21 protein-coding genes are annotated in these 24,540 nt (G+C 63.0%); 9 read left to right on the top strand and 12 right to left on the bottom strand.

The window, feature by feature from the left end:
* Positions 1 to 266: 266 nt before the first annotated feature.
* Both FJ948_RS28375 and FJ948_RS28380 read right to left on the bottom strand, forming a co-directional pair.
* Positions 267 to 1,238, bottom strand: coding sequence for an NAD-dependent epimerase/dehydratase family protein (locus tag FJ948_RS28375; protein ID WP_140710325.1), 972 nt, complete (start codon positions 1,236 to 1,238; stop codon positions 267 to 269).
* Between the two features lie 226 nt (positions 1,239 to 1,464).
* On the bottom strand, positions 1,465 to 1,656 hold the full coding sequence (locus FJ948_RS28380; RefSeq protein ID WP_140710327.1) for a hypothetical protein: 192 nt from the start codon (positions 1,654 to 1,656) through the stop codon (positions 1,465 to 1,467).
* Positions 1,657 to 1,961: 305 nt separating this feature from the next.
* On the opposite strand from FJ948_RS28380, the gene FJ948_RS28385 reads away from it, so the two are divergent.
* Together FJ948_RS28385 and FJ948_RS28390 are read left to right on the top strand one after the other, a co-directional pair.
* The gene (locus tag FJ948_RS28385) at positions 1,962 to 2,735 is read left to right on the top strand and encodes an NAD kinase (protein WP_140710329.1); all 774 of its coding nucleotides are present in this window, start codon (positions 1,962 to 1,964) and stop codon (positions 2,733 to 2,735) included.
* A gap of 192 nt (positions 2,736 to 2,927) precedes the next feature.
* Complete coding sequence (locus FJ948_RS28390; protein WP_181173864.1) at positions 2,928 to 4,517, top strand: DEAD/DEAH box helicase; 1,590 nt, start codon at positions 2,928 to 2,930, stop codon at positions 4,515 to 4,517.
* A gap of 152 nt (positions 4,518 to 4,669) precedes the next feature.
* On the opposite strand, the gene FJ948_RS28395 is transcribed toward FJ948_RS28390, so the two are convergent.
* From FJ948_RS28395 to FJ948_RS28425, 7 genes are all read right to left on the bottom strand, one after another.
* Positions 4,670 to 5,278: a hypothetical protein gene (locus tag FJ948_RS28395; RefSeq protein WP_140710333.1), complete on the bottom strand. Its 609-nt coding sequence runs from the start codon at positions 5,276 to 5,278 to the stop codon at positions 4,670 to 4,672.
* Positions 5,279 to 5,531: 253 nt separating this feature from the next.
* Positions 5,532 to 6,182: an OmpA family protein gene (locus FJ948_RS28400; protein ID WP_140710335.1), complete on the bottom strand. Its 651-nt coding sequence runs from the start codon at positions 6,180 to 6,182 to the stop codon at positions 5,532 to 5,534.
* A gap of 151 nt (positions 6,183 to 6,333) precedes the next feature.
* Positions 6,334 to 6,702 (bottom strand): GFA family protein, encoded by a 369-nt coding sequence (locus FJ948_RS28405; protein ID WP_140710396.1) that lies wholly within the window; start codon positions 6,700 to 6,702, stop codon positions 6,334 to 6,336.
* Between the two features lie 113 nt (positions 6,703 to 6,815).
* On the bottom strand, positions 6,816 to 7,193 hold the full coding sequence (locus FJ948_RS28410; protein ID WP_140710337.1) for a hypothetical protein: 378 nt from the start codon (positions 7,191 to 7,193) through the stop codon (positions 6,816 to 6,818).
* A gap of 272 nt (positions 7,194 to 7,465) precedes the next feature.
* Positions 7,466 to 8,597, bottom strand: a protein-coding gene (gene prfB / locus FJ948_RS28415; protein ID WP_140710339.1) for a peptide chain release factor 2 whose coding sequence is annotated in 2 segments (ribosomal slippage) — positions 7,466 to 8,530 and positions 8,532 to 8,597 — 1,131 coding nt in all. Because the reading frame shifts where the segments join, the coding sequence is not laid out codon by codon here.
* A 123-nt stretch (positions 8,598 to 8,720) separates the two neighbouring features.
* A complete protein-coding gene (locus FJ948_RS28420) occupies positions 8,721 to 11,177 on the bottom strand; it encodes a penicillin-binding protein 1A (RefSeq protein WP_140710341.1) in 2,457 nt (818 codons plus the stop codon).
* 213 nt (positions 11,178 to 11,390) lie between these two features.
* Positions 11,391 to 12,653 carry an N-acetylmuramoyl-L-alanine amidase gene (locus FJ948_RS28425; RefSeq protein WP_140710343.1) on the bottom strand — a complete coding sequence of 421 codons (1,263 nt, stop codon included), beginning with the start codon at positions 12,651 to 12,653 and terminating at the stop codon, positions 11,391 to 11,393.
* Between the two features lie 651 nt (positions 12,654 to 13,304).
* On the opposite strand from FJ948_RS28425, the gene FJ948_RS28430 reads away from it, so the two are divergent.
* Positions 13,305 to 16,238 carry a ribonuclease E/G gene (locus FJ948_RS28430; protein WP_140710345.1) on the top strand — a complete coding sequence of 978 codons (2,934 nt, stop codon included), beginning with the start codon at positions 13,305 to 13,307 and terminating at the stop codon, positions 16,236 to 16,238.
* Between the two features lie 221 nt (positions 16,239 to 16,459).
* On the opposite strand, the gene FJ948_RS28435 is transcribed toward FJ948_RS28430, so the two are convergent.
* Both FJ948_RS28435 and FJ948_RS28440 read right to left on the bottom strand, forming a co-directional pair.
* A complete protein-coding gene (locus FJ948_RS28435; RefSeq protein WP_140710347.1) occupies positions 16,460 to 17,443 on the bottom strand; it encodes a glutaminase in 984 nt (327 codons plus the stop codon).
* A gap of 4 nt (positions 17,444 to 17,447) precedes the next feature.
* The gene (locus FJ948_RS28440) at positions 17,448 to 18,596 is read right to left on the bottom strand and encodes an aminotransferase class I/II-fold pyridoxal phosphate-dependent enzyme (RefSeq protein WP_140710349.1); all 1,149 of its coding nucleotides are present in this window, start codon (positions 18,594 to 18,596) and stop codon (positions 17,448 to 17,450) included.
* Positions 18,597 to 18,743: 147 nt separating this feature from the next.
* Between FJ948_RS28440 and FJ948_RS28445 the strand changes: the two genes are divergently transcribed.
* The 6 genes from FJ948_RS28445 to aat all read left to right on the top strand — a co-directional run bounded on the left by FJ948_RS28445 (position 18,744) and on the right by aat (position 24,095).
* The gene (locus tag FJ948_RS28445; protein ID WP_140710351.1) at positions 18,744 to 20,138 is read left to right on the top strand and encodes a M48 family metalloprotease; all 1,395 of its coding nucleotides are present in this window, start codon (positions 18,744 to 18,746) and stop codon (positions 20,136 to 20,138) included.
* 69 nt (positions 20,139 to 20,207) lie between these two features.
* A complete protein-coding gene (locus FJ948_RS28450) occupies positions 20,208 to 21,029 on the top strand; it encodes a DsbA family protein (protein ID WP_140710353.1) in 822 nt (273 codons plus the stop codon).
* 145 nt (positions 21,030 to 21,174) lie between these two features.
* Positions 21,175 to 21,609 carry a type II 3-dehydroquinate dehydratase gene (aroQ, locus tag FJ948_RS28455; RefSeq protein WP_140710355.1) on the top strand — a complete coding sequence of 145 codons (435 nt, stop codon included), beginning with the start codon at positions 21,175 to 21,177 and terminating at the stop codon, positions 21,607 to 21,609.
* Between the two features lie 26 nt (positions 21,610 to 21,635).
* Positions 21,636 to 22,097, top strand: a complete 462-nt coding sequence (gene accB, locus FJ948_RS28460) for an acetyl-CoA carboxylase biotin carboxyl carrier protein (RefSeq protein ID WP_140710357.1) — start codon at positions 21,636 to 21,638, stop codon at positions 22,095 to 22,097.
* Between the two features lie 10 nt (positions 22,098 to 22,107).
* Positions 22,108 to 23,451 carry an acetyl-CoA carboxylase biotin carboxylase subunit gene (gene accC / locus FJ948_RS28465; protein ID WP_140710359.1) on the top strand — a complete coding sequence of 448 codons (1,344 nt, stop codon included), beginning with the start codon at positions 22,108 to 22,110 and terminating at the stop codon, positions 23,449 to 23,451.
* Between the two features lie 26 nt (positions 23,452 to 23,477).
* Positions 23,478 to 24,095, top strand: a complete 618-nt coding sequence (aat, locus tag FJ948_RS28470) for a leucyl/phenylalanyl-tRNA--protein transferase (protein ID WP_140710361.1) — start codon at positions 23,478 to 23,480, stop codon at positions 24,093 to 24,095.
* A gap of 10 nt (positions 24,096 to 24,105) precedes the next feature.
* Here aat and FJ948_RS28475 read toward each other — a convergent pair whose 3' ends face one another.
* Positions 24,106 to 24,489: a hypothetical protein gene (locus FJ948_RS28475; RefSeq protein WP_140710398.1), complete on the bottom strand. Its 384-nt coding sequence runs from the start codon at positions 24,487 to 24,489 to the stop codon at positions 24,106 to 24,108.
* Positions 24,490 to 24,540 lie beyond the last annotated feature (51 nt).

Here is a 24,540-nt window from a genome sequence, read left to right on the forward strand (position 1 = left end):
CATTCACTGGCGGATGCCAGCTGGCCAACTCGCTTTTCAGTTATGAATCTAGATTATAACTAACTATACAGTCAATATCTTTTCGCCAGCCCTGCCACCGCCCGCGATTGCGTGGCTCGCCCGACAAGCCAAGGGCGCCAGCCTTCAGGCGCCATTTCTGTAGGCGGGATGGAAAACTCCGCCGCGCGATCTCTATTTCGCCAGCCGGCTCGCTTCCGTTTCCCGATCGCCATGATGGACAAGGCCGGGAGCCGCGTATCTCGCTTTCAGGCCTTCGGCGCCGCTTCGCCGCCGGCGGCAATCTGTTGCCGGAACCATTCGAAAGTACGCTGAAACCCCTCCTGATAGCTGGTCGCAGCTTCCCATCCGGGCAGAACCTGCCTTGCCAGGGTCAGGTCCGGGCACCGGTTCGTCGGATCCTGCGGGGCAGGCGCGTGGTGTTCGATTCGGCTGCCGGGAACCAGCGAGCAGACGAATTTCGCGATGTCGAGAACCGAGACCTCGCGATTGTTGCCGATGTTCAGGGGGCCGCGGTGCGAAATGCTGTCGCGCCAGAAGAAGCGCTCCAGCCCATCGACAATGTCGTCGACATAGCCCCAACTGCGCGACTGGGAACCGTCGCCGTAGACGGTCAGGATTCCGGTGGTCAGAGCCTGGCAGATAAAATTCGAAACGGCGCGGCCGTCGTCGATGCGCGTTCGCGGCCCATAGGTGTTGAACAGCCTGACGACGCGGACATCGAGCCCGCTGACGCGCTGCTCTTCGAACAGCAGCGCCTCGGTGCAGCGCTTGCTTTCGTCGTATGAGGCCCGCGGCCCGGTACAGTCCACGGATCCTCGGTAGCTCTCCGGCTGCGGCGACACCAGGGGGTCGCCATAGACTTCCGAAGTCGAGGCGAAGCAGAAGCGGCCGCCGGGCCTGAGCAGCGGCAGAAGATTGAGCGCACCGCCTATGTTGGCTTTGATCGTGCGGGCCGGCTCGCGCCTGTACCATGCGGGCGAAGCCGGGGACGCCAGATGGATGATCTCATCGAAATGCCCGCTGTCCGTAAAGCTCTCGACATCGCCAACCCTCAGGCTGAAGCGTGGGTCGTCGATATGGGCAATGTTGTCGCGCAATCCGGTCCACAAATTGTCGACCACGACAAGCGCCTCAAGGTCGTCGCGCCGCAGCAGACGATCGACCAGATGCGAGCCAATGAAGCCGCAGCCACCGGAAACCAACACGCTGCGTGGCATGCGCCCACCATTCCAGAACTCGGCCGGTCGACGCGGCGCGGGGATCGCTTCCTAGCGATGAGGGAAACGGGATCCAGTTTCGGATCCGAGCCTTTCTACCAGTGGTTTTGTCGATGCCGCAATTGCCGCGATCAACTTGTCTTGCGCCACGCCTCGGGATCAACGGCAGAGCCCGCCAAGCGTCGGCGATCCTCGGTGGTGCGGTCCATGAGGGTATTTGGGCGGCCTACAGCGCCCTTTGCGGGCAAGGCATTCCGGCGGCATCGCCGCAGCGTGAGGCCGTGGGCAGCGGCCTGGCGCTCATTTCTTCCGACCGGCGCACCAGTTCGGCAAAGACAAGCGCGAAGCTTCCCAACACGACAAAGACGATGATCAGGCGTGTTACCGGCAATATGTCGGCCTCGTCTGGTTGGCGCATGCCCCGACAACAGAATGCGCGGGATCATGCACACAAATCTAACGTGCCGCGGCATGCCAAGCGTCGAGAAAAACAAGCGATGCCGCGGGCGCCCACACCACCCATGCCGGCTAACATGACCGATCTGGCTTTACGAGAGCTTAAGCCCGGTCTTAACCATCACATTCGCTCGCGCCATGACATCAACCGCGACCGCCCTGCCGCACCATCGCTTGAGGCTCTCTTTGCAGACCCGCCGCCCCATGCTACCCCGGCGCAGGCGCGGCCAGAACCTGCCGGCGCCAATCGGTCGCGATCGGGAAGCCATGAACACAGCTGCCAACAGCATTGCCTTCGTCTCGTCCGACACAACGGACGCCAAAGCGGCGCTGGAGAGCCTGTCGGCGCGCTACGGCCAATGTTCGGTCGCCGAGGCGGCTGTCGTGGTGGCGCTGGGCGGCGACGGCTTCCTGCTGCAGACCTTGCGCGACACGATGGGTACGGGAAAGAAAGTCTACGGCATGAACCGTGGCACCATCGGCTTCCTGATGAACGAGTACCGCTCCGGAGGGCTCACGGAGCGCCTCGCGGCCGCGGTCGCCGAAACGATCCGCCCCCTGGAGATGCTGGCAACCACCTCGGACGGCGAACACGTCACGGCGCTGGCGATCAACGAAGTCGCGCTTTGGCGCCAATCCTATCAGACGGCCAAGATCCGCATCAGCATCGATGATCAGGTGCGGCTCGAGGAACTGAATTGCGATGGCGTGATGATCGCGACGCCGGCCGGATCGACAGCGTACAATCTTTCCGCGCACGGTCCGATCCTGCCGCTCGATGCGCCGCTTCTGGCGCTCACGCCCGTCAGCCCGTTTCGCCCGCGACGCTGGCGCGGCGCATTGCTTTCCAACAAGGCGACCGTGCGCTTCGACATAATGGAGCCGGAAAAGCGGCCGGTGAACGCCGCCGCCGACCACACGGAGGTCAAGGCTGTGACCTCGGTCACGGTGCGGGAATCGCCGACGGCCACCGCGACTTTGCTGTTCGATCCCAACCACTCCTGGAACGAGCGCATCCTGGCCGAGCAGTTCCGTTACTGAGCCGGCACAGAGACAAGCGGCCGGATTAAGCATCGCGATTAAGGTTACAACTTCACAATCGCGCCAATCCTGCCCGTTTCTGTTGACAAATCGCGGGCTTGCGCCTAATCGCAATACCAATCTTGCAGGCGCGTGGCGCTTGCCGCGACGAATGACGTTGCGCTTCCCCGAACCAGCCAAAGACAGCAACACTTGTCCTCAGACACGACGATCGCTCAAGAAGCGTTGACCTTTTCAGACCTCGGCCTGTCGCCGAAGGTGCTTTCCGCAGTCACCGATGCCGGCTACACGCAGCCGACTCCGATCCAGGCTGGTGCGATCCCGCACGCCTTGCTCGGCAAGGACGTGCTGGGCATTGCCCAGACCGGCACCGGCAAGACCGCCTCCTTCGTGCTGCCGATGCTGACCCGGCTGGAAAAAGGCCGCGCCCGCGCCCGCATGCCGCGCACGCTGATCCTCGAGCCGACGCGTGAGCTTGCCGCGCAGGTCGAGGAAAACTTCGTCAAATACGGCAAGAACCACAAGCTCAACATCGCGCTGCTGATCGGCGGCGTTTCGTTCGACGAGCAGGACAAGAAGCTGGAGCGCGGCGCCGATGTGCTGATCGCGACGCCAGGCCGTCTGCTCGACCACCGCGAACGCGGCAAGCTGCTGCTCAATGGCGTCGAGATCCTCGTCATCGACGAGGCCGACCGCATGCTCGACATGGGGTTCATTCCCGACATCGAGCGCATCTGCGAGATGATTCCGTTCACCCGGCAGACGCTGTTCTTCTCGGCCACCATGCCGCCGGAGATCACCAAGCTGACGGAAAAATTCCTGCATGCGCCGGTGCGCGTCGAGGTCTCCAAGGCCGCGTCGGCTGCCACCAACATCATCCAGCGGCTGGTCAAATCGGGCGCCAAGCCTTGGGACAAGCGCGAAACGCTGCGCAACCTGATCAAGGCCGAGGACGCGGAACTGAAGAACGCGATCATCTTCTGCAACCGCAAGATCGAGGTCTCGGAGCTGTTCCGCTCGCTGCTGAAATACGATTTCGACGCCGGTGCGCTGCATGGCGACATGGACCAGCGCGCCCGCATGCAGATGCTGGCCAATTTCCGCGACGGCAAACTGCGCTACCTCGTCGCCTCGGATGTCGCCGCGCGCGGCCTCGACATTCCCGACGTCAGCCACGTCTTCAACTACGACGTGCCGATCCATGCCGAGGATTATGTCCATCGCATCGGCCGCACCGGCCGCGCCGGCCGCTCGGGCAAGTCCTTCACCATCGCGACCAAGTCCGACACCAAATATATCGACGCCATCGAGCGCCTGATCGGCACCAAGATCGAGTGGCATGACGGCGACCTGTCGACCGTGGTCGCCAGCGAAGGCGAGGACGATGCTCCGCGCCGCGGCAAGGGCGCGCCGCGCCGCGCTGGCCGCAAGGACGAAGACCGCAAGGCGCATGACCGCAAGGACAATGGCGAGCGCAAGAGGGGCGGCGAACGCCGTTCCAGACACAGCGAGGAAGACGTCTCGGCCGTGCCTGCCCAGCCGCACGACCAGCCCGATGTAGCGGAAGCGGCCGACACTACCGATCGGCGCGCGCGCAAGGACGCGATCCGCTCGGAAAACAGCGAGCGCAAGACCTCTTCGGATCGCGCGCCCGAGCGTGGCGATACGCGGCCGCAACGCGAAGGCAACCGCCCCGCCCGGCACCGCCAGGAAGACAACGACGCCACCGTCGGTTTCGGCGACGACATGCCGGCCTTCATGCGCATCGTCGCCAAGGTCTGATTGCTGCTATTGCGGACAAGCCGGGTACCCGGCTTGCCCTTTTTGGCCCAGAGCAATTCCAGGAAAAGTACAGCGGTTTCCGCTCACACTTGCGTGGAAACAAAGCGCTGGATGGGTTCAGCGGTTATTTTGAACGCCGCCCGGAATCCCCGTTACATTGGCCCAGGCATCATCTTGGTCGGCTTCTCCAGCATCGGGAACTCGGCCTTGTTGCATTTCACTTTCGGATTCGTCGGGCTGAACATACCGTTCGGATTGTCGGCGAACAGCCAGGCGTGAAGGTCATAGTGGACGAACTCCCTCGGAATGAGCGGATAATGTCCCTCCATCGGGCCCATGAAGGTTTGACCAAACAGCTTCGGCGGCGCCTTGACGTCCGGGGTCAACGGCACCAGCCATTCCACGCCGACCAATTTCAGGCCTTTCCTGGTCGGCTCGTAGATCAGGACGTTGGGCTTCATCGGGTCGAGTTTCTGGCCGATGCTCGGGACGTTGACGAAATGGATGCCCATGGCGCCCTTCGGATAGTCCATGGAGCCGGGTATCTTTTCGCCGCTGTAATAGACGCAGCCGACCGTCGAGAGATAGAGGTCGCGGACGGCGGCGGTGTAGTCCTCATATTTGGCGAGCGACTTCTTCAAGGCGTCGATGTCGGCCTTGCTGGCGTCCTCGGCATGAGCCACAGCGAGGCTCAACCATGCACCGACGACGCTTGTCAAAGCGAGGACGCCACAGCGTCCAAGGCTGGCTGTTCTTGTCATTGCATTCCTCCCAGATTTCATGATCTGGCCGTGCAAGACCGAGGCGGAAAGTGTTGATTACGCGGCCAGTTGTACCGCCTCATCCCCTCTGGAACGATGCCGATCCTATTCCTTTCCGCGACCGCGGGAAAGCCGTTATTTAGAGATTGCTAATTTTAAAGCGGCGCCCCGAGGGGCGTCGAAATCCGCTCAAACAAAAACGGCCCCCGGATGGGGGCCGTTGGGGGTCGTTTCGCATTTCCTTGCCGAACAATCAGGTGAGCGGCGAAAGCTGGATCTCGACGCGCCGGTTCTGTTCGCGACCAGCGGCCGTCGCGTTGGAAGCGATCGGCCGCGTCTTGCCGAAGCCGGTGACGGCGAAGCGGCGTTGATCAACGCCCTGGCCAGAGAGGTAGTTGGCGACCGCCAGCGCACGGCGCTGCGACAGATCGAAATTGTGCTGATCGCCACCGGTCGAATCGGTATGGCCAAAGACGTCGACCGTGGTCTGCTTGAACTTCTTGAGCACCAGCGCGACGGAATTCAGCACCGGATAGAAACCGGGCTTCACAGCGTCCTGATCGATATTGAAGGTGATGTCGGACGGCATGTTGAGGATGATCTGGTCGCCGGTGCGGGTGACGCTGACGCCGGTGCCCTGAAGCTGCCGGCGCAGTTCGGCCTCGTTCTGGTCCATCGTGGCGCCGATGGCGCCGCCGGCCAGCGCGCCGATGCCGGCGCCGATCAACGCATTGCGGCGGTCATTGCCGCCGGCAAGCAGGCCGAGGCTGGCACCGGCCAGAGCGCCGAGACCGGCGCCCGCGGCCGTGTTGGAAATCTTCTGGTCGCCCGTATACGGATCGGTGGTGGTGCACGCGGTCACGAGCAAAGCCGTCGCCACAACGACGAGCACGGTCTTTTTCATAGAATGGTCCCTCTCCAAGTCACGCCTTACGATGGCGCCAAATCAGCCCTTGCCGCGACTTGTACCATGAATTGCGGCGAAAAGCGGAACGGGAAAAGTGGCCGGCGCGGCTTTTCCCGGAGCTGGCGGCGTGACGAAGCGCCGTGACCGGCTACCAGAGATTCTTGCCGTCAATGACCACCACTTCGACCTTGTCGAGATCGAAATCATCGAACAGCCGCGCGTTGACGCTGATCTTCGGATTGTCGAAATCCGGCTCGCCGGTCGACCAGTCCGGCGTTTCGGTGAAAGTGCCACAGCCGCAAGTGGCGCAAAAACCGTGCTTTATGGTCTTCGAGCCCCATTGATAAAAGGCAACGTTCTTCGGCGGCGTGATGAGCCTGAACTGCGATGGGACGTAATAGGCCCAGAGCGAGCCGCGTTTCGAGCAGAACGAACAGGTGCATTGCGTCACCGTGCCCGGTGCCTCCGAAACCTCGAATGTCGTCGCCTTGCAGTGGCAGCTTGCCTTGATGGTCATGTACATCACCTCTCCATTGTCCGCCGCCCAGGCGGCAGGGCACCATAAAGAGGCGATCCTGACAACCGTCCCTCAGCAGGCTTTAGGCCTGGACAGGCGGCAGCAGATCCAAACTAGTAGGACGATGGCGGCACGAACAGGCAGATGGTCTTGCCGGCATCGAGCCCGGCCTCATGCGCGCACCAATGGAACTCGCCATCGGGCGAATCCTTGATTCGCCTGTCGCTATAGGCCAGCACCTCCCCGGTGTCCTTGATGACATAGCCGTCCGGGCGCTCGCTGATCGAGGTTTGCGACACCTCGTGGCAGTCGAAATTGGCGCAACAGGCGAACGGGTAACTCCAGCCTTGCGGCTTGGCCGCGGTCGGCTTGGCGTCATGCGCCACAGCCGGTGCCGACACGGATGCGATCACACAGGCCGCATACACAGGAAGGAGGAGTTGGCCAACCGACGGAACGGCGACGGCCGATCTGGAACTGGAAGCAAACATGGCAACGTTCCTTTCAAACGAGGTTCAAGCGTTTCGCCTGCCCGTTTCCCGGAACGTGTCTTCCCAGCGGCCGAACCGTCAGCAGATATGCCGCGACCGGCCATAAATGCTTTTGTCTCCTCCCGGCCGCGATGGTGAGCCGAAATGTGAGTCGGCGCAAGAATTGCCGGAGGCCGCATATTGCCGGCCTTCCCGGCACATCTGTTTCTCACACGGTAGCACCCGCGCCGAGACCATGAGGAACCCGGCCGAACCGAAGACGCGCGGACTGTTTAATCCAGATCCGCCACGGCTTCGCCGGCACCGCCTTCGATGCGCTGTGACAGCGAGGCTTCCATGAAGTCGTCGAGATCGCCATCGAGGACGCTGGAGGGGCTGGTGCTTTCGACGCCGGTGCGCAGATCCTTCACCAGCTGGTAGGGCTGCAGCACGTAGGAACGGATCTGGTGACCCCAGCCGATGTCGCTCTTCGAGGCTTCGGTCGCGTTGGCCACCGCTTCGCGCTTCTTCAGCTCTTCCTCATAGAGTCGCGAGCGGAGCATTTCCCAGGCCTTCGCCTTGTTCTTGTGCTGCGAGCGTTCCGCCTGGCAGGCGACCGCGATGCCCGTGGCGATATGGGTGATGCGCACGGCCGAATCGGTGGTATTGACATGCTGGCCGCCGGAACCCGACGACCGATAGGTATCGATGCGGACGTCCGATTCGGAAACGTCGATCTCGATCGCATCGTCGACGACGGGATAGACCCACACGCTGGAGAAGGATGTGTGCCGGCGCGCATTGCTGTCATAGGGTGAGATGCGCACCAGGCGGTGGACGCCGGATTCGGTCTTCAGCCAACCATAGGCATTGTGGCCCTTGATCAGAAGCGTGGCGGACTTGATGCCGGCCTCCTCGCCGTCATGCACTTCAAGCACCTCGACCTTGAAGCGCCGGCGCTCGGCCCAGCGCGTGTACATGCGCAGCAGCATCGAGGCCCAGTCCTGGCTTTCGGTGCCGCCGGCGCCTGCATGGACTTCGAGATAGGTGTCGTTGCCGTCGGCCTCGCCCGAGAGCAGCGTTTCGACCTGGCGGGCCTTGGCCTCGCCCTGCATCGAGCGGAGCGCGGCCTCGGCCTCGGCGATGACGCCTTCGTCACCCTCTTCCTCGCCCAGTTCGATCAGGCCGATATTGTCTTCCAGCGCCTGGGTCAGGCCTTTGACAGAGGCGATGCCTTCCTCGAGGCCCTGGCGTTCGCGCATCAGCTTCTGCGCTTCCAGCGGTTCGTTCCAGAGGCTGGCGTCCTCGGCCCGCACATTGAGGTATTCAAGCCGCTTTATGGCCTGATCCCAGTCAAAGATGCCTCCTCAGCAGGGTTATCGCCTGCCTGATCTCGTCGACAATATTCTGCGTTTCCGCGCGCATGGCCTGATGTTTTGTCCTGTTGCTGAGATGACGCTTCGGTCGGCGCGATACATAGGGACGGTGCCGCCATGTGTAAAGCGAAATGGGCCAGCCCAGGGGCTGGCCCATTCTGCGTGTGAACCGTCAGTAAAGGCCGCCGCCGCCGTCCTGGATGGCCTGGTTGGCCTGCGGCGACAGTGCGCCACCCGATGCGTTGGAGCCATCGGCGCCCATGCCGATCACCCAGTAGCTGTCGGCGGGGCCGGTGCCCGGCTTGAAGGCCTCGATGATGGTTCCCGGATCGCCCGAGGAAGCCCGCATGCCGGTCTTGCGGTTGATGGCGACCAGGTTCATGCCGTCGGGCACCTTGAAGTCGACATTGGGCGTGCCGTCCAGCGCCACGCGCATGAAATCCTTGAAGATCGGCGCGGCAAGACCGCCGCCGGTGGCGCCATGGCCTAGGCCGCGCGGCGTGTCGTAACCCATGTAGAGCCCGACCACGAGGTTCGGCGTGTAGCCAATGAACCAGGCGTCCTTTTCATCGTTGGTGGTGCCGGTCTTGCCGGCGATGTGGCGACCAAGCTCCCCAATGGTGGCGCCGGTGCCGCGCTGGACGACGCCTTCCATCATCGAGGTGATCTGGTAGGCGGTCATCGGATCGAGCACCTGCTCGGAATTGTCGACCAGTTCCGGCTCCGGCTGATTCTTCCATTCAGGCGCGTTGCAGCCCTCGCAGCCGCGCTCATCCTGCTTGAACACCGTCTTGCCGTAGCGATCCTGGATGCGGTCAATCAGCGACGGTTTGATCGACTTGCCGCCATTGGCCATGATCGAATAGGCCGAAACCATGCGCATCACGGTCGTCTCGCCGGAGCCCAGCGCCATCGGCAGATACGGCGCCAGATGATCATAGACGCCGAAGCGTTCGGCATATTCGACGACCAGCTTCATGCCCATGTCGTTGGCAAGCCGCACCGTCATCAGGTTGCGCGATTTCTCGATGCCGGAACGCAGCGTTGCCGGGCCGGCGACGGTGCCGTCATAGTTCTTCGGCGTCCAGGTGGTGTTGCCGCTCTGGATGGTGATCGGTCCATCCATGATCACCGAGGCCGGGGTATAGCCATTGTCGAGTGCGGCCGAATAGACGATCGGCTTGAACGAGGAGCCCGGCTGGCGCATCGCCTGGGTGGCGCGGTTGAACTCGGACTGGGCGTAGGAGAAGCCCCCGACCATGGCCAGCACGCGGCCGGTATGCGGATCCATGGCGATCAGACCGCCTTCCACCTCGGGAACCTGACGCAGGCTGTAGGCATTGTCGGAGCCATCGTTCTTCTGCACGAAGATGACGTCGCCCGGCTTCAGCACGTCGGCCGGCGACTTGGCCTTGACCGTCTTGCCGTCGACCACATGGCGCATGGCAAAGCCCATGTCTTCCTTGCTGACAGTGCCTTCGACGCGTTCCTTCACGATATCGCCGGAGGCCTGGCGCGCGGGTTGCAGGCCGATCGACAGACCTGACGCCGAACTGTCGAGCACGACGGCCAGCGACCACTCCGGAACGTCCTCCAGTCCCTTGACGGCGCCCAGCGGCACGCCCCAGTCGCCTGACGCGTCGATGGTCGTCACCGGCCCGCGATAGCCGCGCAGCGTATCGTATTTGATGAGGCCGTTCTGCATCGCCTTGCGAGCGATCAGCTGGATCTTCGGGTCAAGCGTGGTGCGGACGGACAGGCCGCCTTCGTAGAGCGCGTTCTCGCCGTAACGGGCAATGATCTGACGACGCACTTCCTCGGTGAAATATTCACCGGCGAACAGATAGGTGCCGGTGCGGCGCGGCGTTACGCCGAGCGGCTCGGCCTTGGCCTTGTTGCCTTCCTCACGCGTGACGTAGCCATTCTCGACCATCTGGTCGATGACCCAGTTGCGGCGCTCGATCGCGCGATCGGCATGCTTGAAGGGGTGATAGTTGTTCGGCCCCTTCGGCAGGGAGGCCAGGTAAGCGGCCTCGGCCACGGTCAGTTCGTTCACCGACTTGTCGAAATAGGTCAATGCCGCTCCGGCGACGCCATAGGCACCGAAGCCGAAGAAGATTTCGTTGAGGTAGAGCTCGAGAATGCGGTCCTTGGGATAGGCCTGCTCGATGCGGAAGGCCAGGATCATTTCCTTGATCTTGCGCTCGTAGGTCTGGTCCGCGGTCAACAGGAAGTTCTTGGCCACCTGCTGGGTGATCGTCGAGGCGCCGACCTGACGCCTGCCCGAGCCGAGATTCTGAAAATTGACGATGATGGCGCGGCCAAGGCCGGTCACGTCGATGCCTGGGTGGTTGTAGAAATTCTTGTCCTCGGCGGACAGGAAAGCGGCCTTGACCCGATCCGGAATGGCCTGGATCGGCAGATAAAGGCGACGCTCGCGCGCGTATTCCGCCATCAGCGACCCGTCCGAGGCGTGGATGCGGGTGGTCACCGGCGGCTCGTACTTGGCCAGAACCTCGTAGTCGGGCAGGTCCTTCGACAGGTGGCCAATGTAAATCGCAACGCCCGCCGCGACCAGAAGGGCCAGCGTCGTGCCGATGCCGAAGAAATAGCCAATGAGACGAATCATACCCGCTCCAGTCCTTGGTTCGGGAATTTCCTAAACGAAGCCGCCTTCCACGCAAGCTTTCGAGCCGGTCCCAAACCGTAATCGAAAACCCATGTCGCGACCATGTGGACAAAATACGGCAAGGCCGCGTCTGGCGGCCGCAAGCCGGAAATAAAAGCACCTTGTGTTGTCATCCCGCAACGCCGCTTCTGGTTGCAGGCGCCGCGACGCATGTCAACCTCCGGTTCCGACCCCGGCGCGCGCGGAAGCGAACAATGCGACGGCATTGGTGATGCTTTGCGCTGCCTTGCCGCGCCATTCGGCGTCGAGCAGCTGCGCCTCGTCCTTGGCGTTGGAGAGATAGCCGAGTTCGACCAGCACCGAGGGCACGTCCGGCGCCTTCAGCACCTTGAATCCCGCCGAACGCTGCGGATTGTTGATGAGGCCGACGCTGGTCGAGAGCTGGCCGACCAATGTGTGGGCAAAACTCATCGAGAAAGTGTGCGTCTCGCGGCGGATCAGGTCGATGAGGATGTCGGTGACTTCCTTATTGTCGTCCTTGATGACCATGCCGGCGAATTGGTCGGACAGGTTTTCGCGGTCGGCAAGCGCCTGCGCTTCCGGGTCGGAGGCCTTGTCGGAGACCGTATAGACCGTGGCGCCGCGGATGCCCTTGACGCTGATCGTGTCGGCATGGATCGAAATCAGCAGATCGGCCTCATGCTGGCGGGCAATGCGCACGCGGTCGTCCAGGCGCAGATATTCATCGGTATCGCGGGTCATGAAGACATCGTATCTGCCGATGGCCGCGAGCTTGTCGCGCAGCTCCGTGGCAAAGGCCAGGGTGACGTTCTTCTCGATGGTGCCGTTCAGGCCTTCGGCGCCGCCGTCTATGCCACCATGGCCGGGATCGATGACCACGGTGAAGCGATGTCCCGGATTGGAGACGGGACCGGTGCCGACCCGGCCGCCCTTGTCGGTCGAAACGGTGGAGCCGGTGGTCAACGCCTGATTGGCAAGGGCGGCGTCGAACTCTCGTTCGGAGGCCGCCGACATGTCGATGGCAATGCGGTAACCGGTTCCGTCCTCGTTCTTGAGCACATCGAGCTTGTCGACGGCGAACGGCCCCTTGCCGGTCAGAATCAGTCGCGCAACGCCCTCGCCGAGTTCGCCGAGCCGCACGCCCCTGACTAGGCCGCGCGGCTTCAAATCCTTGGCATCGATGGCAAATCGCGTGTTCGCAAGATCGATGACAAGCCGGTTGGGCCCGCGCAGCAGGAACCATTTGATGTCGGGCTCGCGATCGAAATCCATGACGATGCGCATCTTGGTGGCGTCGCCGGCCATCTTGTACCCCCTCGCCACGAGCGGTGCGTCGGCGGCGTTGGCAACAGTGGAAAAGGCGGACGAAACCACCAGCAGCAACAAGAGACAGAAGGCGCACAGAAACCGGCCGCCAACACGGCATCCCTTGTCTGTGAAGTCCGCCAGTCCCATCTCTCTCCCAGTCGCTCCCGGTTTGGCGCCCGGCGCCGGCTCGTTTCATCGAAGCGCCGGTCAGGCCACGAGTTCGATTAACGATTGGTATCCAGAGAAGGTTAACCAAGCCTTTTCATGCAAGGATCGGAACCAGGCTTACGCTACGGAACTGCTTTTTGCCGGCATCGGAAATCGGGGTTGCCTTCCAACCCGCCAAATCATAAAAGCGATGGTGGATCACTGCAATCCTGGAACCGCCCTCCTCCGCAGCTTCCTGCTAAAGGGTCAGATGAAAGGCGGCTCCTTTCGCTTCACGCGAAAAGGCTTCAGGTGATTGCGACGAATTTCGCAGGTGTGCTCCCGTGGCGGGGGAATCGCCTGCGTGAGGAAAACGGCCGGGTTGTTCCCGTGCCGGCTCTGTAAGAGCAAATAAGCTGGTCCGGTTTCCGGGCTTTGGTTCAAAAGTTCTGCTGGTGACGATGGCTTCAAGCGCAATCATGGAAAGGTCCGCATCAAACCGCGCCAATTTGGCTGCGGGCGGCACCGCCATGACACGCGGGCAGCGTCCGGCGGACGTTCAATTATCCGGCACCCACTCTCATCCAGACACACAGCAGCGGGCTTTGCCCCGCCAGCTGCGGCTGACGGCTGCCGGGGGGAAACGAAATAATGCCCAACAAAATGCTGATAGACGCCTCCCACCCGGAGGAAACACGCGTAGTCGTCATACGCGGTAACCGTATCGAAGAATTCGACTTTGAATCCCAGGACAAGAAGCAGCTCAAAGGAAATATCTACCTCGCCCGCGTAACGCGCGTCGAACCCTCCCTTCAGGCAGCCTTTGTCGAATATGGCGGCAACCGTCACGGTTTTCTCGCCTTCAGTGAAATACACCCCGATTACTACCAGATTCCGGTCGCCGACCGTCAGGCACTGCTGCGCGCGGAAGCGCAGGAGGCCGAGGACGAGGAGAACGAGGACGGCGAAGGCGAGGATCGCCAGAGCCGGGATCGCGGACGGCGCGGCCGCCGGCGCGGCGGCAAGACTCGCGACCGCGGTGAAAGCAGGCGCGATGCGGGTTCGGCCGATTCCGGGGACGCAAACGAAGGCATCGGCGAGACGGACGAAAACAACGACAATGGCGCTGACGCGGTCGCCGAGGACATGTCCGACGTTTCCGGAACCACGGAACACGCGTCGGATGCCTCGGAGCACGCCGTTGCATCCGAAGATAACGACGGTTCTTCCGAACAGGATGAAAGCGAGGCCAGCGACGGCGGCCCCAAGTCGATCGCCGCCTCCGTCGAAGCCGATGTGATTTCCGAGACTGTCGCGCAGGCGGAGCAAGGCAGCGAAGCCACCTCCACCGACAATGATCGCGGCATGCTGGAGGAAGTATCCTCTTCCCATCCCGACGATCATGAGATCGAATCGGTCGGCGCCGAGGATGCGCTGGAAGAAGTGCGCAACCGCCGCAAGCCGGTGCGTCGCCAGTACAAGATCCAGGAAGTGATCAAGCGCCGGCAGATTCTGCTCGTGCAGGTGGTCAAGGAAGAGCGCGGCAACAAGGGCGCGGCGCTCACCACCTATCTGTCGCTCGCCGGCCGCTATTCGGTTCTGATGCCGAACACGGCGCGCGGCGGCGGCATTTCGCGCAAGATCACCAGCGCGGTCGACCGCAAGCGCCTCAAGGAAGTTGTTGCCGATCTCGAAGTGCCGCAAGGCATGGGGGTCATCCTGCGTACCGCCGGCGAGAGCCGCACCAAGGCCGAGATCAAGCGCGACTACGAATATCTGATGCGGCTGTGGGAGAACGTGCGCAATCTCACGCTCCAGTCCACCGCCCCTGCCCTCGTCTACGAGGAAGGCAGCCTGATCAAGCGCTCGGTGCGCGACCTCTACAACAAGGACATCGACGAGATTCTGGTTTCCGGCGAAGAGGGCTACCGCGAGGCCAAGGACTTCATGCGCATGCTGATGCCGAGCCACGCCAAGGTGGTTCAGCCGTTCCGCGACACGACGCCGATCTTCGTGCGCAACGGCATTGAAGCGCAGCTCGACCGCATGCTGCAGCCGCAGGTGACGCTGAAGAGCGGCGGCTACATCATCATCAACCAGACCGAGGCACTGGTCGCCATCGACGTCAATTCGGGACGCTCCACCAAGGAGCACTCGATCGAGGACACCGCGCTCCACACCAATCTGGAGGCAGCGGAAGAAGTTGCCCGCCAGCTCCGGTTGCGCGACCTTGCCGGCCTGATCGTCATCGACTTCATCGACATGGAGGAGAACCGTAACAACCGCTCCGTCGAGAAGCGGCTGAAGGATCACCTCAAGAACGACCGCGCCCGCATTCAGGTCGGCCGTATCTCGCATTTCGGCCTGATGGAGATGTCGCGCCAGCGCATCCGCGCCAGCGTGCTGGAATCGACCATGAAGCCGTGCCCGCATTGCGGCGGCACCGGCCATGTGCGCTCCGATTCGTCGGTCGCGCTGATGGTGGTGCGAGCGATCGAGGAATTCCTGCTCAAGGATTCGCGCAGCCACATCACGGTGCGCACGCCGGCCGCGACCGCGCTCTACGTGCTTAACCACAAGCGCGGTACGCTGGTGGAGCTCGAAAGCCGCTTCGGCCTGACCATCACCATCGAGGCCGACGATACGGTCGGCGCCCAGCACTACGCGATCTTCCGCGGCGCGCTGGCCGAAAAGCCGGAAGGCTTCGTCGAGGCGCGCAGCCTGCCCGCCTACATCGAGCCGGAAGAGCCCGAGGACGAGATCGTTGTCGTCGAGGAAGAGGACGAAACGCCGGCTCAGGCCGAACAGCCGCGTCAGCCCCAGCAGGGCCAGCAGCAGCGGACCGGCGAGGATGGCGAAGGCCGCGACCGCAAGCGCCGCAAGCGCCGCAGGCGGCGCGGCGGCAAGGATCGCGACCGCGAGCATGGTGCTCCGACCGAGGGCGCTTCCACGTCGGATGACGGCTTCTCCGCGTCGGAAGGCGCGGCGGACCATGACGATGCCGAGGCAGACGACGAGGCTGCGGTCGCCGCAACCGAGACCGTCGAAACGGCCGAAGCACCCGACGATGGCCAGGGCAAGAAGCGCCGACGCGGCAAGCGCGGCGGCAAACGCAACCGCCGTGAGGACGGCGAAGGCGAGACGGAGGCGGCAGCCGGTGAAACGACCGAACCTGCCGAGGCTGACGCTTCGCTAAGCGAGCCTGTGTCGATCGAGCCGGTGGCTGCCGCGGCCGCCGAAGAGCCGGCAACTACCGTGAGCGACGAGGTGCCTAGCACCGAAAAGCCCAAGAAGCCCCGGCGCGCAGCCAAGCCGAAGAAGGCAGCCGCCGAGGCTGTGGCCGAGGAGCCGACCGTGGAAGTGGCCGTTCAGGCAGCCGCTGAGACGCCAGCCACGGCCTCGGACGAGGCAGCGGTCGCCGGGGAGACACCGAAGACCCGGCCATCACGCCGCAAGGCCGCAGCCGCCGATACACCTGTCGTACCGGTGGTTTCCTCGACCGTCGCCGATGAACCGGAAGCCAAAGCCGAATCCGAAGAAAAGCCCAAGCGTGCCGGCTGGTGGCAGCGGAAAGGCTTTTTCTAAGCTTTTCAAATTCTTGAGTTGATTTTCTGACAAAAAGACCCCCGCGCCGATCGAAATGAACGGCGCGGGGGTTTCATATCCGGCAGGTCTTGACCCTAGAGCGGTTCAGCGTTTGTTAGAATCGCCGAACCGCTCTAACTCTTTGTTTTTACGCAATTCCCAAGGGGAAGCGCTACGCGCTTCCCCCGGGAAGACCGTTACACACATTTCCTGGAATTGCTCTAGGGCGCGAAGATCGACCAGTTCATCATCCTGGCGAGCTTTTCCAGCGCGATCGAACCCAGCTTGGAATTGCCGTTGGCGTTGAGGCCGGGCGACCAGACGGCGAGCGAGGCGACACCCGGCACGATGCCCAGTATGCCGCCGCCGACGCCGCTCTTGCCGGGAATACCGACGCGGAAGGCGAAGTCGCCGGAGCCGTCATAGTGGCCGCAGGTCAGCATCATGGCGCCGATGCGCCGCGCCCGCTCCGCCGACACCACGGAATGCCCGGTTGCCGGGTTCTTGCCGCCATTGGCGAGGAAGCGACCGGCCATCGCCAGTTGCCGGCAGCTCATGGCGATGGCGCAATGATGGAAATAGACGCCCAGCGCCAGCTCCGGCGCATGGTGGAGATTGCCGAAGGACTTCATGTAATTGGCGAGCGCGAAGTTGCGGTAGCCGGTGGCACGTTCGGAGGCCGCGACGTCGCGGTCGATAATGATTGTTTCGTCGTCGGCGAGGAACTGGATGAAGCGCAGGATCTCGCCGATCGCCTCGCGCGGCTGGTGGCCGGCAAGCAGGATGTCGGAAATGACGATGGCGCCGGCATTGATGAACGGATTGCGTGGAATGCCATTCTCGTGCTCGAGCTGGACGATCGAGTTGAACGGGTTGCCGGAGGGTTCGCGCCCTACTCGCTTCCACAGCGCGTCGCCGACATTGCCGAGCGCCAGCGTCAGGGTGAACACTTTCGAGATGCTCTGGATCGAAAATGCTTCCTCGGCATCGCCAGCCAGCAGCGTGCGGCCGTCATTGGTGACGGCGCAGATGCCGAACTTCTTTGGGTCGACCTTGCCCAGTTGGGGAATATAGGTCGCGACATCGCCGCGATCGGTGCGTTCCGCCATTTCCGCCGCGACTTCCGCCAATGCTTGACCAAGTTTGAGGGCTTGATCAAGTTTGAGGGTTTGATCGAGTTTGGGGGCCTGTTCGAGTTCCGGCATGGCGCTACCTCAACCATCGTTCGATACGGGCCATCGCCTCGACCATGTCGTCGTGGCTGCCGGCATAGGAAAACCGCATCGTGCGGTGGCCCGCCCGGGTGTCGAAATCGCGGCCTGGCGTCGCCGCCACATGCGCCTCGGCCAGCATTTTGCGGGCAAACGCCATGCTGTCATTGCTGTGCCGGGTGACATCGCAGAAAGCGTAGAAGGCGCCATCCATGGGCGCCGCCAGGGGAAACCCAAGCTCCGGCAGGCGCGTCATCAGCAGCTCGCGGTTCCAGGCATAGCGCCGCTTCACCGCTTCCAGTTCCTCGGTCGCGGCGAAAGCCTCGACCGCCGCGATCTGCGACAGCTCCGGCGGCGAAATGTAGAGGCTCTGGGCGATGCGCTCCACGGGCCGCACGAGCTCTTCCGGCAAAACCATCCAGCCGATGCGCCAGCCGGTCATGCAATAATATTTCGAGAAGGAATTGATCACAGTCACGCTGTCGCTAAAGGCGAGCGCCGTGGTGTCCGGGGCGCCATAGGCCAGCCGATGATAGATCTCATCGGAAATGACGGCGATACCGAGGGATTGCGCCGTGGCGACCAGGGTCGCCAGTTCGTCGGCCGGTATGACGGCGCCGGTCGGATTGGCCGGACTTGCGAACAGCACGCCCTTCAACGGCTTCTCGCGATGCGCGGCCTCCAGATGGCCGGCATGCAGATAAGCCGCGTCGCCGAGCTCGATTTCGACCACGTCGATGCCAAGGGCCGCCATGATGTTGCGATAGGCGGGGTAGCCGGGCGCGGCGATGGCGACCCGGTCGCCGGGATCGAACATCGCCAGAAAGGTAAGATTGAAGGCCGCCGACGATCCGGTGGTCACCGCGATCCGCCCGGGGTCGACATCGAGGCCATAGTGATCCGCGTAGTGCCCGGCGATCGCCTTGCGCAAGGAGGTCAGACCCAGCGTGTCGGTGTAGCCAATGCGTCCATCCTCCAGCGCCTTGGCCGCGGCGGCGCGAACCCCGAGAGGCGCCGGATCGGAAGGCTGGCCGACCGCCATGGAAATCACCGGCACGCCTTGGGCCTTCAGCCGGTTCGCTTCAGCCAGCACATCCATGGCGTGGAACGGCTCGACATTGCCGCGACGGGAGAGCGAAACGACCATTTTTACCCCTGTTGCGAGGATTGAGCGCGCCAGGTCCTGACGCATGCGCCGCACAAATGCCCGATTGATGTGAGGATCACAAGTTGAGGAAGTTTTTCCGGCGCCGACTTTTCATCTTTCGCCCGCTCGTCTACCAGTGGACACATTATGTTGAGCCGACCCAGATCGACGATTGCCCAGGCAGCGCGCGCCTTCGCGACGATCTCGCTTGCCGCCGCGGTTGCGATGGCCGGTTCGGTGACCGCCTTCGCTCAAGGCGTGCCCGTGGTGCGCGACGCCGAGATCGAGGCTCTGGTGCGCGATTACGCACGGCCGATCTTCAGGGCGGCCGGACTGGCGAATGACGGCATCGACATCGTGCTGGTCAATGATTCCAGCTTCAACGCCTTCGTCACCGGGCGCCGGCTGTTCATCAATACCGGCGCCCTGATGACGGCCGAGACGCCGAACGAAATCATCGGCGTCATCGCGCACGAAGCCGGGCATATCGCCGGAGGCCACCAGCAGAAACTGCGCGACCAGCTCGAACGCGCCAAGACCATGGCCATCATCGCCACCTTGCTGGGTGCCGGCGCCATGGTTGCCGGCGCGACCACGAACAGCCGCGGCCTTGCCGGCGCCGGCATGGGCGTGGCGGCTGGCGGCGGCGAGATGGCGCAGCGCAGCATCCTCGCCTATCAGCGTACCGAGGAAATCACCGCCGACCGCTCCGCCATCACCTATCTCAATGCGACGGGCCAGTCCGGCTTGGGCATGCTGAAGACCTTCCACCGCTTCCAGACGGCGCTGTCGCTGTCGGGCGCGCAGGTGGATCCCTACCGGATCAGCCATCCGATGCCGCAGGACCGCATCGCCAACCTCGAAGTGCTGGTCAAGCAGAGCCCAAATGTCGACAAGGCCGACGCGCCGGCGCTGCAGCAGCGCCATGACATGATGCGGGTGAAGATTGCCGTCTACATGGAAGGCCAGGCCGCCGCGGCGCGGCTGATGCAAAAGATGCGCGGCGGCATGGCGGCGCTATATGGCGATGCCCAGTCGACCTATCTCTACGGCAACCTCGACGCGGCGCTCACGAAGACCAACGCCCTGATCAAGGCGCAGCCCAGGAATGCCTACTTCCAGGAGCTGCGCGGCGACATATTGATGAAAGCGAACAAGCCTGGGGATGCGGCCGACGCCTACGCCAAGGCGGTCAGCCTCGATCCGGCACGGTCCGGCCTGCTGCCTGTTTCGCTTGGCCAGGCGCTGATGGCGGTCGGCACGCCCGATTCGCTCAAGAAAGCTGTCGTGCAGATCAACAATGGCCTGAGCCGCGACAAGGAAAATTCCACCGGGTATCGTTATCTGGCGCAGGCTTATGGCGAGTTGGGAGACATACCGGGCGCCGAGCTTGCCACCGCCGAAGGCCATTTCTATTCCGGTAGCTACAAGGATGCGAAGATCTTCGCCATGCGGGCACAGCAGCAGATGAAGCGCGGCGAACCGCGTTGGATACGCGCGCAGGACATCATAAACTACAAATCATCAGGCAAGAGCCAGTGATCTCATGAACCCTCCGGCCGCGTGCTGCGACACAGCCAGACCGGAACACAGGCAGAAGGAACGAGAACGATGAAAAAGGCACTGCTGCTGGGCACCACGGGGGTTGCGGTCGCCCTTGCCATGCTGGCTTTCGGTTTCGTGGCCGGCAATCCTCAGGTCGCGAAGGCCGGAACGACGCAGCCTGCCCAGGCGACGCAGCCGGCCCAGACCACCGTGGCGGATACCAAAATCGACCGCGCCGAGGTCGAGGGAATCATCCGCGACTACCTGCTGAAGAACCCGGAAGTGCTGCTCGAAGTGCAGGACGCGCTCGAGGCCAAGCAGAAGGAAGAACAGCGGCTCGCCGCACTCGGCGTCATCAAGAACGCCAAGGACCAGATCTTCAACTCCACCTTCGACGGCGTCGTCGGCAACCCGAACGGCAAGGTCACCATCGTCGAGTTCTACGACTACAATTGCGGTTTCTGCAAACGCGCCATCGAGGACATGCGGGCCCTGACCAAGTCCGATCCGGATCTGCGTTTCGTGCTCAAGGAGTTCCCGATCCTCGGCCCGGATTCGCAGAAGGCGAGCGTCGTTTCGATGGCGTTCCATCTGATGAAGCCGGAGAAGTACGGCGAATTCCACAACGCGCTGCTCGGCGGCCAGGGGCGCGCCACCGAGGCAACCGCGATGAAGATCGCGCTTTCGCTCGGCGCCGACGAGGCGACACTGCGCGAGAAAATGAAGGATCCGTCGATCACCGAGGCCTTCTCCAAGACCTACGATCTCGCCAACAAGCTGCAGATCACCGGAACACCGTCCTACGTCGTCGGCAACGAGGTCGTGTTCGGAGCGCTCGGGCAGGAAGTGCTCGCCGAAAAGATCGAGGCGGCGAAAGCCGCGCTTTGATCGGCGAGCGGTTTTCTTCACTGGCGCATTTCGGCCTGTTGTGGACAGTGAAAGAACGCACTTGCGCTCTTTCCGCGGGCGACTATGCCCGGTATAGAGGCCCAGCGCGCCGGCTTGACGCCGGCGCCGGAAAAGGTCGGCTTTTTTGAAAACGGTTTTCGTCCTGAACGGTCCCAATCTCAACGCGCTCGGCAAGCGCGAGCCGGGCATCTATGGCGGCAAGACGCTTGCCGCCATCGCGGATGACTGCAAACAGACGGGACAATCGCTTGGGATCGAGATCGATTTCCGCCAGTCGAACCATGAAGGCGATCTTGTCGACTGGATCCAGGAAGCCGGCGACAAGGCCGCCGGCATCGTCATCAACCCAGGCGCCTACAGCCATACCTCGATCGCGATCCACGACGCCATCCGTTCGGTCGCGCCGTTGCCGGTCGCCGAAGTTCACCTTTCCAACATCCATGCGCGGGAACCGTTCCGCCACGTCTCCATGGTCGCGCCGGTCGCTGTCGGCATGATCTGTGGCTTTGGGCCGCTCGGCTACCAGCTTGCGCTACAGGCGCTGGCCGCACGCCTATGACCGGCCCACAAACAGAAGGCTCGAAAATGTCGATAAAGAAGACCGGTGTTGACCAGCAACTGATCCGCGATCTGGCGGGCATACTGAACGACACCAACCTGACCGAGATCGAGGTTGAACTCGGCGATCTGAAGGTGCGGGTGTCGCGGCAGGCGCCCACCGTCCATGCGATGGCCGCGCCGCAACCGGCCTATGCGCCGGCGGCCGCATCCCAATCCGCCGTCGTGGCTGCCCCGGCGGCGGTCGACGTGTCCAAGAACGCCGTCCCTTCGCCCATGGTCGGAACCGCCTATCTGGCGCCGTCGCCGGACGCCAAGCCGTTCATCGAGGTCGGCCAGAAGGTCAAGGAAGGACAGACGCTCCTGATCATCGAGGCGATGAAGACCATGAACCAGATCCCCTCGCCGCGCGCCGGCACGGTGACGGCGATCCTGTTCGAGGACGCGACGCCGGTCGAATACGGCATGCCGCTCGTCGTGATCGAGTAGAGCGGGCCGGATGTTCCAGAAGATCCTCATCGCCAATCGCGGCGAAATCGCGCTTCGGGTGCTGCGCGCCTGCAAGGAACTCGGCATCCAGACGGTGGTGGTGCATTCGACCGCCGACGCCGACGCCATGCATGTGCGGCTTGCCGACGAAAGTGTCTGCATCGGTCCGCCGCCGTCGCGTGACAGCTATCTCAACATCCATCAGATCGTGGCGGCCTGCGAGATCACCGGCGCCGACGCCGTGCATCCGGGCTACGGCTTCCTGTCGGAGAACGCCAAGTTCGCCGACATTCTGGCCGCGCACAACATCACCTTCATCGGTCCGACCGGCGACCACATCCGCGTCATGGGCGACAAGATCGAGGCCAAGCGCACGGCAAAACGCCTTGGCATTCCGGTGGTGCCCGGCTCCGATGGAGCCGTGACCGAGGAAAAGGAAGCCAAGCGGATCGCCGCCGAGATCGGCTACCCCGTGATCATCAAGGCATCGGCCGGCGGCGGCGGGCGCGGCATGAAGGTGGCGCTTACCGAAGGCGACCTCGAGGTCGCCTTGCAGACGGCCCGCTCGGAAGCGGGAGCCGCCTTCGGTGACGACGCGGTCTACATCGAGAAATACCTGGAAAAGCCGCGCCACATCGAGGTGCAGGTGTTCGGCGACGGCTTCGGCCGCGGCGTGCATTTCGGCGAGCGCGACTGCTCGCTGCAACGGCGCCACCAGAAAGTCTGGGAAGAGGCCAATTCACCGGCGCTCAACGCCGAGGAACGGGCCCGCATCGGCGGCATCTGCGCCAAGGCGATTGCCGATCTTGGCTATTCGGGCGCCGGAACGATCGAGTTCCTGTACGAGAATGGCGAGTTCTATTTCATCGAGATGAACACGCGCCTGCAGGTCGAGCATCCGGTGACGGAAGCGATCACCGGCATCGATCTGGTCCACGAGCAGATCCGGGTCGCTTCCGGCGGCGGTCTTTCGGTCAAGCAGGAAGACATCAAGTTCAATGGCCACGCCATTGAATGCCGCATCAATGCCGAGGATCCGCGCACTTTCACCCCATCGCCCGGCACGATTACCCATTTTCACACGCCCGGCGGCCTCGGCATCCGCGTCGATTCCGGGGTCTATTCCGGCTACAAGATCCCGCCCTACTATGACAGCCTGATCGGCAAGCTGATCGTGCATGGACGCAACCGCGTCGAATGCATGATGCGGCTGCGCCGGGCCCTCGACGAATTCGTCGTCGACGGCATCAAGACGACGTTGCCGCTGTTTCGCGACCTCGTCGGCAATGCCGACATCGCCAATGGCGACTACGATATCCACTGGCTGGAAAAATACCTGGCCAAGGGCGAATAGGCCCAACTTGGCGCCATGATGATGCGATGACCCGTCCCTACGCGCCAGGCTATCGCATCCCCACCGACCTTCTGCTCAAGGCATACGCCTCGGGCGTCTTCCCGATGGCCGAAAGTGCCAGCGACCCGGAAGTTTTCTGGGTGCGGCCGGAGACGCGGGGCATCATTCCGCTCGACGGGTTCCACACCCCAAAAAGCCTGAAGAAGACGATCCGCAGGCACCAGTTCGACATCCGTTTCGACTTCGATTTCGAGGCGACGATCGACGGCTGCGCCGAAAAGCGCGAAGAGCGCCGCTCGACCTGGATCAACGCACCGATCCGCGAGGCCTATGTGCAACTGCATCGCATGGGCCATTGCCACTCCGTCGAGGCCTGGCGTGAGGAGCGGCTGGTCGGCGGTCTCTATGGCGTCTCGCTCGGACGGGTGTTCTTCGGCGAGAGCATGTTCTCCAGGGAGACCGATGCCTCGAAGACCTGCCTGGTGCATCTTGTCGAGCGCCTCAAGGCGCGCGGCTTTGCGCTCCTCGATACGCAGTTCACCACCGAGCACCTCAAGCGCTTCGGCGCGGTCGATGTGCCGCGCGGCAAGTATGAAAAGATGCTGGCCGACGCGCTGAAGGGTGAAGCGGTCTTTTTTCCTTAGGGATCAAGGCCTACTCGGCGGTGGCCTCGATCGGCGTCTGCGAATGGAACATCATCTTCCAGCCGTTGACGCGGTGGACGTAGCCGGTGCTGACCAGCGCCGCGTAGCGCTCGCCATTCTCGCGCGTCGCATGCGCTTCGTAAGTCAGCATGACGATATCGCTGCCGGGTTCGATTATCCCCTTGAGTTCGATGTCGAGATCGCGCCAGCGAGTGGGCTTGGTCGCGGTCTTGGCCAGATCGGCATTGTCCATCGCTTTAGCCATCTGCGGAAACGCCACCAGGCACTCGGTATCCGCATTGGCGGCGAAGTAGGCAGCGTCACCGGTCCAGAACCCCTTTTCGAGCTCCAGCAACTCGGCCTTGTTGGCGGTGATCCGCTTGCTGTCCGACATCGGCATATCCTCCGGGCGCGTGGTGATGGTCCAACGCGCGCCAGCCATGGC

Origin of the sequence: Mesorhizobium sp. B2-3-12 (genome assembly GCF_006442205.1) — a bacterium.
GTDB lineage: Bacteria > Pseudomonadota > Alphaproteobacteria > Rhizobiales > Rhizobiaceae > Mesorhizobium.